14 protein-coding genes are annotated in these 12,291 nt (G+C 71.5%); 8 read left to right on the top strand and 6 right to left on the bottom strand.

What is annotated here, in order from left to right:
- Positions 1 to 51: 51 nt before the first annotated feature.
- Positions 52 to 1,329, bottom strand: coding sequence for a L,D-transpeptidase (locus tag ACXKR8_RS22815; protein ID WP_458274731.1), 1,278 nt, complete (start codon positions 1,327 to 1,329; stop codon positions 52 to 54).
- A gap of 325 nt (positions 1,330 to 1,654) precedes the next feature.
- Here ACXKR8_RS22815 and ACXKR8_RS22810 point away from each other — a divergent pair, with 325 nt between their 5' ends.
- From ACXKR8_RS22810 to ACXKR8_RS22790, 5 genes are all read left to right on the top strand, one after another.
- On the top strand, positions 1,655 to 2,800 hold the full coding sequence (locus tag ACXKR8_RS22810; RefSeq protein WP_458275063.1) for a molybdopterin-dependent oxidoreductase: 1,146 nt from the start codon (positions 1,655 to 1,657) through the stop codon (positions 2,798 to 2,800).
- Positions 2,797 to 3,294, top strand: a complete 498-nt coding sequence (locus tag ACXKR8_RS22805) for a hypothetical protein (protein WP_458274730.1) — start codon at positions 2,797 to 2,799, stop codon at positions 3,292 to 3,294. Before ACXKR8_RS22810 ends, ACXKR8_RS22805 begins: the two co-directional genes overlap by 4 nt.
- Before the next feature lie 147 nt (positions 3,295 to 3,441).
- Positions 3,442 to 4,041, top strand: coding sequence for a sigma-70 family RNA polymerase sigma factor (locus ACXKR8_RS22800; protein ID WP_458274729.1), 600 nt, complete (start codon positions 3,442 to 3,444; stop codon positions 4,039 to 4,041).
- 45 nt (positions 4,042 to 4,086) lie between these two features.
- Positions 4,087 to 4,827 carry an anti-sigma factor gene (locus ACXKR8_RS22795; protein WP_462100697.1) on the top strand — a complete coding sequence of 247 codons (741 nt, stop codon included), beginning with the start codon at positions 4,087 to 4,089 and terminating at the stop codon, positions 4,825 to 4,827.
- 154 nt (positions 4,828 to 4,981) lie between these two features.
- Positions 4,982 to 5,605 carry a DUF4865 family protein gene (locus ACXKR8_RS22790; protein ID WP_458274727.1) on the top strand — a complete coding sequence of 208 codons (624 nt, stop codon included), beginning with the start codon at positions 4,982 to 4,984 and terminating at the stop codon, positions 5,603 to 5,605.
- Here ACXKR8_RS22790 and crcB read toward each other — a convergent pair.
- Genes crcB through ACXKR8_RS22775 form a run of 3 tightly spaced genes read right to left on the bottom strand, consistent with a single transcriptional unit; the run spans position 5,592 to position 8,296 of the window.
- Positions 5,592 to 5,969 (bottom strand): fluoride efflux transporter CrcB, encoded by a 378-nt coding sequence (gene crcB, locus ACXKR8_RS22785; protein WP_458275062.1) that lies wholly within the window; start codon positions 5,967 to 5,969, stop codon positions 5,592 to 5,594. The genes ACXKR8_RS22790 and crcB overlap by 14 nt on opposite strands.
- Positions 5,970 to 5,974: 5 nt before the next feature.
- On the bottom strand, positions 5,975 to 6,526 hold the full coding sequence (locus tag ACXKR8_RS22780; RefSeq protein WP_458274726.1) for a fluoride efflux transporter FluC: 552 nt from the start codon (positions 6,524 to 6,526) through the stop codon (positions 5,975 to 5,977).
- A gap of 54 nt (positions 6,527 to 6,580) precedes the next feature.
- Positions 6,581 to 8,296 (bottom strand): LCP family protein, encoded by a 1,716-nt coding sequence (locus tag ACXKR8_RS22775; protein WP_458274725.1) that lies wholly within the window; start codon positions 8,294 to 8,296, stop codon positions 6,581 to 6,583.
- Positions 8,297 to 8,632: 336 nt separating this feature from the next.
- Between ACXKR8_RS22775 and ACXKR8_RS22770 the strand changes: the two genes are divergently transcribed.
- The 3 genes from ACXKR8_RS22770 to ACXKR8_RS22760 are packed head-to-tail and all read left to right on the top strand — an operon-like array spanning position 8,633 to position 11,045.
- Positions 8,633 to 9,742 (top strand): ABC transporter ATP-binding protein, encoded by a 1,110-nt coding sequence (locus ACXKR8_RS22770; RefSeq protein ID WP_458274724.1) that lies wholly within the window; start codon positions 8,633 to 8,635, stop codon positions 9,740 to 9,742.
- A complete protein-coding gene (locus tag ACXKR8_RS22765; RefSeq protein WP_458274723.1) occupies positions 9,742 to 10,380 on the top strand; it encodes an ABC transporter permease in 639 nt (212 codons plus the stop codon). Before ACXKR8_RS22770 ends, ACXKR8_RS22765 begins: the two co-directional genes overlap by 1 nt.
- Positions 10,377 to 11,045 carry an ABC transporter permease gene (locus tag ACXKR8_RS22760; RefSeq protein WP_458274722.1) on the top strand — a complete coding sequence of 223 codons (669 nt, stop codon included), beginning with the start codon at positions 10,377 to 10,379 and terminating at the stop codon, positions 11,043 to 11,045. Before ACXKR8_RS22765 ends, ACXKR8_RS22760 begins: the two co-directional genes overlap by 4 nt.
- An 80-nt stretch (positions 11,046 to 11,125) precedes the next feature.
- Here ACXKR8_RS22760 and ACXKR8_RS22755 read toward each other — a convergent pair whose 3' ends face one another.
- Both ACXKR8_RS22755 and ACXKR8_RS22750 read right to left on the bottom strand, forming a co-directional pair.
- Positions 11,126 to 11,692 (bottom strand): GTP-binding protein, encoded by a 567-nt coding sequence (locus ACXKR8_RS22755; RefSeq protein WP_458274721.1) that lies wholly within the window; start codon positions 11,690 to 11,692, stop codon positions 11,126 to 11,128.
- 33 nt (positions 11,693 to 11,725) lie between these two features.
- Positions 11,726 to 12,256, bottom strand: a complete 531-nt coding sequence (locus ACXKR8_RS22750) for a DUF742 domain-containing protein (RefSeq protein ID WP_458275061.1) — start codon at positions 12,254 to 12,256, stop codon at positions 11,726 to 11,728.
- Positions 12,257 to 12,291 lie beyond the last annotated feature (35 nt).

Here is a 12,291-nt window from a genome sequence, read left to right as displayed (position 1 = left end):
TGGAAACGGTCGCACGGGACGGCGGGACGGCCGGGTGTCCGGCGGCCGGATTCAGGCGTTGTGTAGGGCGCTTCCGGCGGTCCACCGGGCCCAGCCGAGGGTGAAGTCGGCGTATCCGTTGTCGGGCGCGACGTTCTTGGGTTCACCCTTGACGGTCACCGGGTCGCCCTGCTTGACCAGGTCGAAGAACCACTTGGCGTCGCTGAGCGAGAGGTGGATGCAGCCGTGCGAACTGTTGTCCAGGCCCGGGTCCGAGTCGCCGTCGGAGAAGTGGGCGTAGGTGCCGCTGCCGGTCAGGTGGACGGCCCAGGGGAACGGCTGGTTGTAGTAGTTCGGGCCGTTGGGGTTGCACTGGATTCCGACGCTGCAGGAGTTCATGACGACCGAGGCCTGCTTGTCGATCACCGCCATCGTGCCGCCCCAGGTCTCATAGCCCGGCTTGCCGGTGTCCACCCGGAGCACGCGGTCCAAGCCGCCGTTCAGATAGACCTTCATGGTGTGGCCCGGGGCGTCGACCACGGCCTCCACGTCGCGGCCGATGGTGAAGGAGTGCTGGTAGTCGGTCTTTCCATAGCGGCCGTTGCCGCCGTTGACGCCGTTCAGGTCGGCGGCGACGGTGACCTTGGTGCCGGACTTCCAGAAGTCCTTGGGACGCCAGTCCACCCGCCGGTCGCTGAACCAGTGCCAGCTGCCGGTGACGGCGGGGGACGCGCTGACCTTGAGCTGCTTCTCGACGCCGGCCCGGTTCGCCTGGGCCACCGGGTCGGAGAAGACGATCGAGATGGGCATGGCCACGCCCACCGTCGCCCCCTTGGCGGGAGTGATGGAGTCCAGGGTCATGGTCTTCGCCGGGGTGGCCGCGGTGAAGCCGACCCGGTTGATGGTCGGCTGGGCGCTCGGGTCGCCCTGGGCGGTGGCGTCCGCGGTCAGGGTGTAACGCGCGCCCACCCCGAACGGCGAGGCCGGCGTCCAGGTGCCGGCGCTGAGGCTGGTGCTGCCGGGCACCGGGTCGCCCTTGGAGTCGGCCACGGTCACCGAGGCCAGGCTGCCGCCCTGCACGGTGATCCGGACCGGCTTGTCGGTCAGCACGTCCCCAGCGGCGTTCTTCGCCAGATCGATGGTGATGGTCACGGGTGGGTGGGTGCCGGCCGTGGACGCGCTCGGAGCGGCGCCCTGGCCGCCCTGGCCGCTCTGGCCGCTCTGGCCGCTCTGGCCGGGCCGGGCGGCCGGCGGCGACGGGCTGGGCGTACAGGCGCTCGCGCCGCCGAGTACGGCGGCGGCGAGCAGCAGGACGAACGCGACGGCCTTGCGGGGGCCCTTGGGTGCCATGGTGCCGCTCCTTGGGGAGGTGATCGTGGCGGGGGCAGGTTCGGTCGTGCGGTTGCCCTCATAGGGAATGACCCGCGCCGGAGCGGTCTTGTTGGCCCGGGCCGGGTGTTGTTGCCCGGCTGTGACAGACCGGTCCCGGACCGGGTGTAGGACTTTCGTAAGCACGCCGAACAGGGTTCGGAGGGGGTCCGGGCTGTCTCATGGAGATGTGCCCAGACATCCGCTTTTGTCCTTGCGCTCGAAGTTGCCGAAGTTGCCGACGCTGCCGAAGTCGTCGGTGGTCTCGAAGCTGTCCGCGTTGCCGAAGCCGCCCAAGCCGGAGGAGCTGCAGGCGGCCTTCAGCTCGAAGCTGCATGAGCCGCGGACGGCGGTGGTGATCGGGCGCTGGCTCGGCGCGACCTTTCTGATCTGCTTCGCGACCGGACTGATCAGCCACGGCCTGCAGGATCCGCCCGGCTGGCTGCGGGGCCATCTGCCCAGCCGACCGGTGAACGGCTACCGGGTCACCCAGGGCCTGCATGTGATCAGCGGCATCGCCTCGATCCCGCTGCTCGGCGCCAAGCTGTGGACGGTCTACCCCAAGCTCTTCGCCTGGCCCCCCGCGAAGAGCGTGCTGCAGGCGCTGGAGCGGCTCGGCATCGTCCTGCTGGTCGGGTCGGCGCTGCTGGAGGTCTTCACCGGGCTGCTGAACACGCTCCAGTGGTACCCCTGGCCGTTCCCGTTCCGGCAGACGCACTTCTGGCTGGCCTGGATCGCGATCGGCGGGCTGCTGCTGCACATCGCGGCCAAGTGGCCCGAGATCGCGGCCAACTGGCGCAGGGTCAGGTCCGAGCAGCAAGCCCTCGACGGGCAGCCCGGGGACGCCGCCGGCGTCGGCGCGGTTCCCGGGCGGCGGGCGTTCCTGAGCGGGGTGGCGCTGTCGGTGCTGACGGTCACCCTGGTCACCGCCGGGCAGACGGTGCCCTGGCTGCGCCGGTTCGACCTGCTGGCCCCGCGTCGCCCCGACCTCGGCCCGCAGGGCCTGCCGGTCAACCGCACGGCGCAGGCGGCCGGCATGGTGCATGTCTCCGGGGCGGACTGGCGGCTCGCCGTCGCCGGACCGCGCCCGTACACGCTGACCCTGGACGAGCTGGGCGCGCTGCCGCAGTACACCGCGCAGCTGCCGATCTCCTGCGTGGAGGGGTGGAGCGCTTCCGCGCACTGGACCGGGGTCCGGATCCGTGACCTGGTGGAACGGGCCGGTGCCGACGGTACGGCGCGACTGCGGGTGGTTTCGCTGGACCGGGGCGGCGCCTACGGGGTGACCGAGATGGAGGCCTCCTACGCGCGCGATCCGCTGACCCTGCTGGCGCTGCGGGTCAACGGGGACGTGCTGGCGGCCGACCACGGCTACCCGGCGCGGATCATCGCGCCGAACCGGCCCGGCGTGCTGCAGACCAAGTGGGTCTCCCGGCTGGAGGTGATCGCATGAGGCTGAACACGAAGCCGCGGCTGCGGCCGCAGGCGGTGGCGCGGGGCCTGGTGCTGGCGGGCGGGCTGGCGCTGGTCGGGTTCGGGATCGCCGGGTTCCTGGGGGAGCCGTACCTCACCGGGCACCGGCTCCAGGTGCTGCTGTGGGCCGGCGGCGGCATCGTGCTGCACGACGGGGTGTGGGTGCCGGTGCTGCTGCTGGTCGGCGCGGTGGTGGCCCGGCTGGTGCCGGCCCGGGTGCGCGGCCCGGTCGTGGTCGGGCTGATCACGGCGGCGGCGCTGACCGCGATCGGGTTGCCCGCGGTGCTCAGGGAGGACCAGCACAACGGGAACCCGACCCTGCTGCCGCTGCCGTACCTGCGGAACTGGCTGCTGCTGCTCGTTGTCGTCGGCTGCGCGGTGACGCTGTGGATCGCGGTCCCTTCGGCGGTCGCCCGCTGGCGGGATCGGCCCCGGAAACCGCCGCGGGGACCGCGGGCGGGTCCGCGGCGGTAGGTTGGCCCAGACCTGACACCGTGCTTATGCCCCTGGCGTAGTCGCCGGACAGTGAGGCGATCCGGGCGGAAATCTTTTCGCCCGGACCAATCCTTTCGGGTGCCAGTCACGAATCACCATTGCACCCAGACCTCCGGAGGTACGTGTATGCACGCGGCATCACGCGGCGATCAGCCGGTGGCCCCTGGCTCTGCCAGTGGCTACGGCGCTCTTGAGCTGCTGCTCGACCGCGTCTCCAGGGGTGACCAGCAAGCCTTCGAAACCGTCTACTCCGCGGTGGCCGGGCCGGTGCTCGGCCTGGTCCGGCGACTGCTCCGCGATCCGGCGCAGTCGGAGGAGGTGGCGCAGGAGGTACTGATCGAGGTCTGGCGCTGCGCCGCCAGGTTCGACCCCGAGAAGGGCAGTGCCATGTCCTGGGTGATGACCCTGGCGCATCGGCGGGCCGTGGACCGGGTGCGTTCGGCACAGGCGTCCACCGACCGGGAGCACCGGGCGGCGGTACGCGACCACACTCCAGCCTTCGACGAGGTCAGTGAGCAGGTGGAGCGCAGGCTCGAACGCGAGCAGGTGCGCCGCTGCCTCAGCTCGCTGACCGAACTGCAGCGCGAGTCGGTGATGCTTGCCTACTACCGCGGCTGCACTTACCAGGAGACCGCCGACCTGCTCGGCGCCGCCCTGGGGACCGTGAAGACCCGACTCCGGGACGGACTCATCCGGCTCCGCGACTGCCTGGGGGTGACCTCGTGACCAGTGCCGATCTGCATACGCTGACCGGAGCCTACGCGCTACGCGCTGCACGCGCTGTCCGATCGAGAATCCGAAGAGTTCACCCGGCATCTGGCGGCCTGCGCCGCCTGCGGCCAGGAGGTGCGCGAACTCCAGGAGACCGCGGCCAGGCTGGCCCTCGCCGCGGCCGAGACGCCGTCCGGCGAGTTCCGGGCACGGGTCATGGCGGCCATTCCGGAGGTGCGGCAGCTGCCGCCGCGGGTGCCGGGGACGGACGCCGTGTCCTGGTCCGCCTCGCAGCGCTGGCGCCGCTGGCGGCACCGGATGCCCCAACTGGCGCTGGCCGCCTGCCTGGCGGCGGCGCTGGTGGCGGGCGGCTTCGCGGTCAACGCGGAGCACGACGTGCAGCACCAGCGCTCGCAGGTGGTCCAGGCCCAGTCGCAGGCGGCGGTGCTGAGCTCGCTGCTGGCCGCGCCGGACGCGAGCTTCCACACCGCGGCGGTGAAGGGCGGCGGCAGCAGCACGGTCGTCACCTCGCCCTCGCTGCAGCAGACCGCTTTCGTCTACCGGGGCCTGCCGGCGCTGCCCCCGACCAAGGTGTACGAACTCTGGTACAGCAAGGACGGGCAGATGGTCCCGGCGGGCCTGGTCCCGGCCGGTCTGGTGTCGGGGGCGGGCAACGGGGCGACCATGCTCACCGGTACCCCCGACGGGGCCGCCGGGGTCGGTGTGACCGTGGAGCCCGCGGGCGGCTCGCCGAAGCCGACCAGCGCACCGGTGGTACTGGTGCCGTTCAGCGCTACCTGACGACGGCCCCGCCCGAACGGGGGTCCGCCCAGCCGGGGGGCAGGGGGCGAGCGGGGGGGTCGAACAGGGGGAAGGGAAAGCGGGCGGGGCATTGCGGTGCCTCGCCTGCTTTTCTGCTTGCTGGCAGTACATACTAGTAGGTACAGTCGGCGTCATGCTGACGCATGTGATGCAGTACACGATCAGCCTGCCCGCCGACTACGACATGGCGATCATCCGCCGCCGGGTGAAGCTGGGCGGCCATCTGCTGGACGACTTCACCGGTCTCGGCCTCAAGGCGTATCTGATCCGGGAGCGCGGGGTCGACGGCTCGCCGGTCAACGCCTATGCCCCGCTCTACTTCTGGAACGACCCGGAGGCGCTCGGCCGCTTCCTCTGGGGCGGCCAGGGCTTCGGCCGGATCGTCACCGACTTCGGCCGGCCGACCGTCCGGCACTGGATCGGCGCGGGGCTGGCGACCGGCCCGTCCGCGCAGCTCGCACCCCGTACCGCGACCCTGTGCCGGACCCCGGTCGCGGACGGCGCCGATCCCGTCGAGGCGATGGCCGCGGCCGCCGCCGAGCTCGCCGCCCGGGCCGGTACGGCCGGCGTCCACACCAGCGCCGTCGCGCTCGACCCGCACCACTGGGAGCTGCTGCACGCCACCCTCTGGGCGGGCGACGCCCCCGAGGGCGTTCCCGGCGACCGGTTCCAGCTGCTGCACCTGTCCGCCCCGGGCGGCCCGGAAGGCTCAGGGGGCCCGGTCGGCGCCGGAAGCGGGACGGTCAGAGCGCGCTGACCAGCGCATACCCGGCTGCCGCCGCAGCCAGGCCGACGGCGAGACTGGTCAGGGCGTTCAGGGCGGCCGAGGTCGGCGCGCCTCGTTCGAGCAGCTTCACCGTCTCGTAGCTGAAGGTGGAGAAGGTGGTGAGACCGCCGCAGAAGCCGGTGCCGAGCAGCAGCGCCAGGTCGGCCGGCAGGCCGTGGACCGCGCCCGCGGCGGAGAGGCAGCCGAGGATCAGTGAGCCGCTGACGTTGACCGTGAAGGTGCCCCAGGGGAAGCCTCCGCCGCGCGCGGCCAGCCGGGACTGCACGGCGCGGTCGGTGAGGTAGCGGGTCGGGGCGCCGACCGCGCCGCCGAGGAAGACCATCAGGACCGTGATCGGGGTCATCGGGGCGCACGCTCCGTGCTGGCGGCGGGCGAGCCGTCGCCGGGCAGGTCCGGATCGATCGGCGCGGGCCCGGAGGTCGCCGCCCCGGACCTCGCCGCCCGGCTCAGCCGGCGGGCCAGGGCCGCGCCGAGGCAGACCGCGAGCAGCCCGGTCAGCAGGCTGCCGAACGCGTAGCCCCCCGCGAGCGCGAACTGCCGGGCCGCCAGCAGCCCCCTGGTCTCCACCAGGTAGGTGGAGAAGGTGGTGAACCCGCCGAGGATCCCCACGCCGAGGAAGGGCCGCCGATAGCGGGAGGCCGGCCAGACGTCCAGCACACAGACCATCAGCGCGCCCAGGGCGAGGCTGCCGAGGGCGTTGGTGACGAAGGTCGCCCAGGGGAAGCCGTCGGCCGCGGTGGGCCAGAGCCGGGCCAGCCCGTACCGGGCGAGGCTGCCGAGACCGCCGCCGAGGGCGATCACGGCGACGATGTCGCGCTGGCCCCGGTGGCCTTCCGCCGCGGGAGACGCCGGGGACGGGGGCGGCGCGGGCACTGCGGGCGCTGCGGGCACGTGCGGCGACCTCGGCGTTCTCGGGTGCTGCGGGGTGGAGGCCTCAGCACCCTGCTACGGGGCGGAGTCCTTCACCTTCGGACTCAGTGAGTATGCCCGTATCGGTGTCATGCCGCCGTAGCCGGGCAGCGACACGGTGTTCTGGGTGCCCACCTGCGCGCACTTGTTGACCTGGTTGCCGGTCTTCGCACTGGCGTTGTCCAGGGCGACCTTGGTGTTGGCGGCCGGGGCCTTGACGGTGCCGCCGGGGAAGGCGGTGCCGGTCGGCCAGTCGGCGCCGATCACCAGGGTGATCCTGCTGCCGGAGACCTGCTTCAGCGCGGAGGCCGGGAGGCCGAGGCTCGCGGCGACCTGCTTGGCGTTGTCCAGGCGCCCGGCGCCGTACTCCAGCGAGGTGGTCTTCACGCTGTTGCTGGGCGCGTTGCCTATGGTGCTGTTGCTGCTGTAGCCCTGCTTGACCAGTGCGTCATGGAGGGTGGTGGCCCGGCCGTTGGTGCTGCTGCCGTTCTCCACCTGGATCGCGATCTGGCTGGCCGGCACCGACTTGTAGGCCGGGGCGGCCGGCGCGGACGGCGCCGCGGTGGCCTTGCCCGCCGCCGAGGTGCTGCCGGAGGCGGTGGTCAGCGACTGGTCGTTGCTGATGGTGTTGAACAGGGTCTGTGCGCCGGTGGCTATCACCAGCCGGTTCGCGTCCGCCGGGTCGGCCCCGGTCTGCATGGTGGTGAAGGTCATCCGGTCGGTCGGGACCTTGTTCAGGTCGTCGGCCAGGCCGAGCAGGCTGGTGATGCTCTTCAGCCCGCTGTCGACGGTCAGCGCCTTGGTCGCGGCGGTGGCGAGGCTGAGCATCCGACCGGGGTTGGTGAAGGTCTTGGAGCTCTTCATCGCGTTGATGGTCTGGGTCAGGAAGATGTGCTGGGCGTCGGCCCGGCCCAGGTCGCCGCCGTTGCCGAAGCCGTGCCGGGTCCGCACGAACTCCAGGGCGGCGAGGCCCTTGAGGGTGTGCGTCCCCTTCTTGAGCTTCAGGTGCGAGTAGGGGTCGTAGACGTTGTTGTTGACGCAGACGGTCACCCCGCCGACGGCGTCGGACATGTTCACCACACCACTGAAGTCGATCATGGCGAAGTGGTCGATCGGAATGCCGGTCAGCTGGTGCACGGCCGCCACGCTGCAGCCGGGGCCGTAGGTCAGCACACTGTTGATCATGCCGGTGCCCGCGTTGCGGTGGGCGCCGGTCTTCTGGTCGGTGCAGGCCGGGAGTTCGGTCTCCAGGTCGCGCGGGATGCTCATCACCGTCGCGTTGGAACGGTCGGCGGAGATGTGGACCACCATCTCGACGTCGGCGTTCGCGCCGGGACCGCAGTCGCCGCCGATCTTGCAGTCGGCCGCGTTGTCGCGTCCGTCGGAGCCGATCACCAGCAGGTTGATCGGGGTCCTGCCGAAGGCGTCCGGCTTCTCCTTGCCGGCGTCGCCGGAGGTGCCGTTGAAGAGGGCGTCGCTCTTGATGTTGTGGTCGAGCTTGTAGGCGGTGTAGCCGAGGTAGCCGCCGCCGGCCACCAGCGGGACCAGCACCACCAGGGCGGTGATCTGCAGGACCTTTTTCTTACGGCTCTTGCCGCGCTTGCGGTTCTTCCGGGCCGCCGCGCGCCCGCCGTAGGTGGTGGAGCCGCTGCCGTTCCGGCCGCCGCCGTTCTCGCCGCCGCCGTCCTGGGGGGATGCGCTTCCGGCACCGCGTCGGGCGGCAGCCCTGCCGCCGCTGCTGGTGTCGGTCATGGTCACATCCTTCGGGTCAGAACGGTGCAGGAGGGAGGACTGTCCATTCCTGGTGTCCGGTTCCACGGTTGCGCAATGTAGCAAGCGATCGTGAGTAATACCTAAGGACTGCGAGTCGTGCCAGGGGCTCGCAGGTGTAAGGGTCTACTCTGCCACCCGCCCCCGTCGGACCTCCATGTGGGGGTCGGTCACCCGGGCCCACCGGCCCGGCACAGGTCGTACCAAGGTCGTACGGATGTGAGCAAGACCGAACTTTTGATCGTTGACTCGTGACTGCGCCCGCCCGGAAAATGGGGGGCCCGTTACTCAGGTGTGCCCGAAGGGTTATGTACTGCTTTGATACTGATTGATGCTGTGACGAAGCGGTACCCGGACGGCACCACCGCGGTGGACCGTCTCACCCTCGAGATCCCGGACGGTTCCATCACCGTTCTGGTCGGCCCGTCGGGCTGTGGCAAGACCACCACCCTGCGCATGATCAACAGGATGGTCGACCTCACCGAGGGCCGGATCACCCTCGACGGCGCGGACATCCGCGATCAACCCGTCAACGCGCTGCGCCGCTCCATGGGCTATGTGATCCAGAACGCCGGGCTGTTCCCGCACCGCACCATCGTGGACAACATCTCCACCGTGCCCCGGCTGCTCGGCCGGGACCGGCGCGAGTCCAAGGCCAGCGCGCTGGAGCTGATGGAGCGGGTCGGCCTCGACCTCTCGCTGGCCAAGCGCTACCCGTACCAGCTCTCCGGCGGCCAGCAGCAGCGGGTCGGGGTGGCCCGCGCGCTCGCGGCCGACCCGCCGGTGATGCTGATGGACGAGCCCTTCTCCGCGGTCGACCCGGTGGTCCGCAAGGGCCTCCAGGACGAACTGCTGCGGATCCAGTCCGAGCTGGGCAAGACCATCGTCTTCGTCACCCATGACATCGACGAGGCGATCAAGCTCGGCGACATGGTCGCGGTGCTGCGCGAGGGCGGGAAGCTGGCCCAGTACGCGCCCCCGTCCGAGCTGCTGTCGGCGCCCGCCGACCCCTTCGTCGAGGACTTCCTCGGCGTGGACCGCGGCGTCCGCCGGCTGTCCTTCTTCACCGCGGCCGGGGTCGAGCTCAACCCGCGCCCGATCGTCGCGGTCGACAGCAGCACCGAGCAGATCGCCGAACGGACCATCCCGGAGCTGCCGTACCTGCTGGTCACCGACACCGAGGGCCGACCGGTGGGCTGGGCCGACGCCAAGAAGCGGGCCTCCGGGGACGACGCGCTGATCCCCTACGGCCACAGCTTCATCGCCGGCCGGGACTCGCTGCGGGCCGCGCTGGACTCCGCGGTGATCTCGCCCACCGGGTGGGCGGTCGCGGTGGACGAGAACGGACGCGCGGTCGGGGTCGCCTCCCAGGAGACCATCGCCGCCGCGATCCGGTCCGCCCACGCCGAGAGGCAGGCGGACGCCTGATGGGGGGCTTCTTCGACCTCCCCAGCGACCTCCAGCACAGCTGGGGCGGGCTGGTCCTCTGGCACCTCCAACTCGCGCTGATCCCGGTCGCGTTCGGGCTGCTGATCGCGCTCCCGGTGGGCCAGCTCTGCGCCCGCTACCGCTGGCTGTACGGGCCGATGCTGGCGGTCAGCAGCGTCCTCTACTCGCTGCCCTCGCTGGCCTTCTTCGTGGTCCTGATCGACTACACCGGCCAGAGCGACACCACCGTGGAGATCCCGCTCACGGTCTACAGCCTGGTGGTGCTGATCCCCGCCATCGTCGAGGGCGTCCGTTCGGTGTCGGTCGAGACCCATGCCGCGGCCACCGCGATGGGCTTCGGGCCGATCCGCCGCTACCTCCAGGTCGAGCTGCCGATCGCGGTCCCGGCGATCGTCGCCGGGCTGCGGGTGGCGACCGTGTCCAGCATCAGCATGGTCAGCATCGGCGCGCTGATCGGCAACCAGGGCGCGCTCGGCAACCTGCTGGCGGACGCCAGCCAGTACCACCGGCCGCTGCTGGCCTGGAACTCCGTGCTCACCACCGCCGTCCTGGCCATGGTCATCGACGGCCTGCTGGTGCTGATGCGCCGGCTCCTCACTCCCTGGGCGGTGCGGTGAACATCTTCCACTTCGCCAATGTCTTCTTCAGCGACAGCGCCCACTGGCACGGCCCCGACGGCATCCCGACCCGGCTCTGGGAGCACGTCCAGTACTCGCTGATGGCCCTCGGCATCGCCGCGGTGATCGGGCTGCCGGTCGGCCTGGTCACCGGGCACACGGGCCGCGGCGGCAACGCCCTGGCGATGATCGCCACGGCGGCCCGGGCGCTGCCGAGCTTCGGGCTGCTGGTGCTGCTCACCATCCTGATGGGCCTCGGCCTCACTCCGGTGATGGTGCCGCTGGTGGCCCTCGCCGTCCCGCCGATGCTGGTCACCACCTATGAGGCGATCCGCACCGTGGACCGCTCGCTGGTGGACGCCGCGCGGGGGATGGGGATGGGCCCGGTGCGGGTGCTGTTCCAGGTCGAGCTGCCGGTGGCGCTGCCGCTGGTGCTCAGCGGGATCCGCTCCTCGGCGATCCAGATCGTCTCCACGGCGACCATCGCCGCGTACGTCTCCTTCGGCGGCCTCGGCCGCTACATCGTGGACGGGCTCTACCAGGTGGACTACTACCAGGTGGTCGGCGGCGCGGTGCTGGTCGCCGGGCTCGCGGTGGTGACGCTGATCCTGTTCTGGATCGCCGGACGGGTGTTCGTCTCGCCGGGGGTCCGCCGGCAGCGGTAGCCGCCGCGGACAGGCAGACAGGAGGAGGGAGGGGCCGCCACCGGTGGCGGCCCCTCCCTCCTCTGCTTGTTGTATTCAGCTCAGCGCTCGGCGCGGGCCAGGGCCAGTTCCAGCACCACCAGCAGCGCGTCCCTGACCGAGCCGCGCTCGCGGGCGTCGAACAGCACCAGCGGCACGCTCTCGCCGATGTCGAGCGCCCAGCGCACCTCGTCCAGGTCGTGGCCGAGGCTGCCGTCGAAGACGTTCACCCCGACCGCGAACGGCAGGCCCTTGTTCTCGAAGTAGTCGACGGCGGCGAAGCAGTCGTCCAGCCGCCGGGTGTCCACGATGACCAGGCCGCCGAGGGCGCCCTCCACCAGGTCGTCCCACATGAAGCCGAAGCGGTCCTGCCCCGGCGTGCCGAAGAGGTACAGCTTGAGCGTGGGATCCAGGGTGATGCAGCCGAAGTCCATGGCCACGGTGGTCGTGGTCTTGTGCGGCGTGTGGGTGAGGTCGTCCACGCCTGCGGCGACCTCGGTGATGCTGGCCTCGGTCGTCAGCGGCTCGATCTCGGAGATCGCCGCGACGGTCGTGGTCTTGCCGACGCCGAACCCACCCGCGATCACCATCTTGACGGGCAGCGGGGGACGGGCGGTCACGGTGCTCATGGTGCTTCCACCGATCGGTTGGGACGGTCGCTCTCAGGCAGGGCGGTTGTCACGCGGGAGCCCTCGGGAGTCGGGGACGGCGCGGAGACCATCGATAACCCTTCGCAGTACGGAGACGTCCTGGGCGGTGCTGGCCTGGGGGACGTAGACGGCCAACTGCCCAGCTCCGCGCAGGTCGCCGGCGATCACCCGGACCACGTTGAGGTGCAGTCGCAGCCTCGCGGCCAGCTCGGCCAGGGACTGCGGGACGCGGCAGGCGTCGACGATGGCATGGTGCTCGAAGGTCAGTCCGGCCAGGGCGGAGAGGCCTTCGGAGGTGGAGACCACCTGGGTCTCCAGCGGCAGCGGCCCCGAGTCCTCGCCGCCGGCCGCGAAGCCGGCGCCGGCCACCCGGCCCGCGGTGAGCAGGAACGGCCGTACCGCGAGGCTGCTGCGGGTGGCCTCCACCGGCGCCACCGGCGCCACCGGCGGCGGGGGCACCGCAGGAGGCGCCGGAGGTGCGGGCGGGGGCGCCGGTGGCTGCGGCCGCGGGGCCGGCCCGGGCTCCGGGTCGTCGTCCGCCATGACGTACGGGCGCAGGGGGCGTACGACCCCTGGGG

The organism is Streptacidiphilus sp. PAMC 29251 (assembly GCF_054208735.2).
The sequence above is the reverse complement of the archived record's forward strand: the minus strand, read 5'-3'. Positions and strand labels throughout refer to the sequence as shown.

Bases quoted from the DNA above. Each gene is read 5' to 3' on its own strand.
- ACXKR8_RS22815 (WP_458274731.1), bottom strand. From the start codon at position 1,329: ATGGCACCCAAGGGCCCCCGCAAGGCCGTCGCGTTCGTCCTGCTGCTC.
- ACXKR8_RS22805 (WP_458274730.1), top strand. From the start codon at position 2,797: ATGAGGCTGAACACGAAGCCGCGGCTGCGGCCGCAGGCGGTGGCGCGG.
- ACXKR8_RS22800 (WP_458274729.1), top strand. From the start codon at position 3,442: ATGCACGCGGCATCACGCGGCGATCAGCCGGTGGCCCCTGGCTCTGCC.
- ACXKR8_RS22790 (WP_458274727.1), top strand. From the start codon at position 4,982: ATGCTGACGCATGTGATGCAGTACACGATCAGCCTGCCCGCCGACTAC.
- ACXKR8_RS22775 (WP_458274725.1), bottom strand. From the start codon at position 8,296: ATGACCGACACCAGCAGCGGCGGCAGGGCTGCCGCCCGACGCGGTGCC.
- ACXKR8_RS22765 (WP_458274723.1), top strand. From the start codon at position 9,742: ATGGGGGGCTTCTTCGACCTCCCCAGCGACCTCCAGCACAGCTGGGGC.
- ACXKR8_RS22755 (WP_458274721.1), bottom strand. From the start codon at position 11,692: ATGAGCACCGTGACCGCCCGTCCCCCGCTGCCCGTCAAGATGGTGATC.
- ACXKR8_RS22750 (WP_458275061.1), bottom strand. From the start codon at position 12,256: ATGGCGGACGACGACCCGGAGCCCGGGCCGGCCCCGCGGCCGCAGCCA.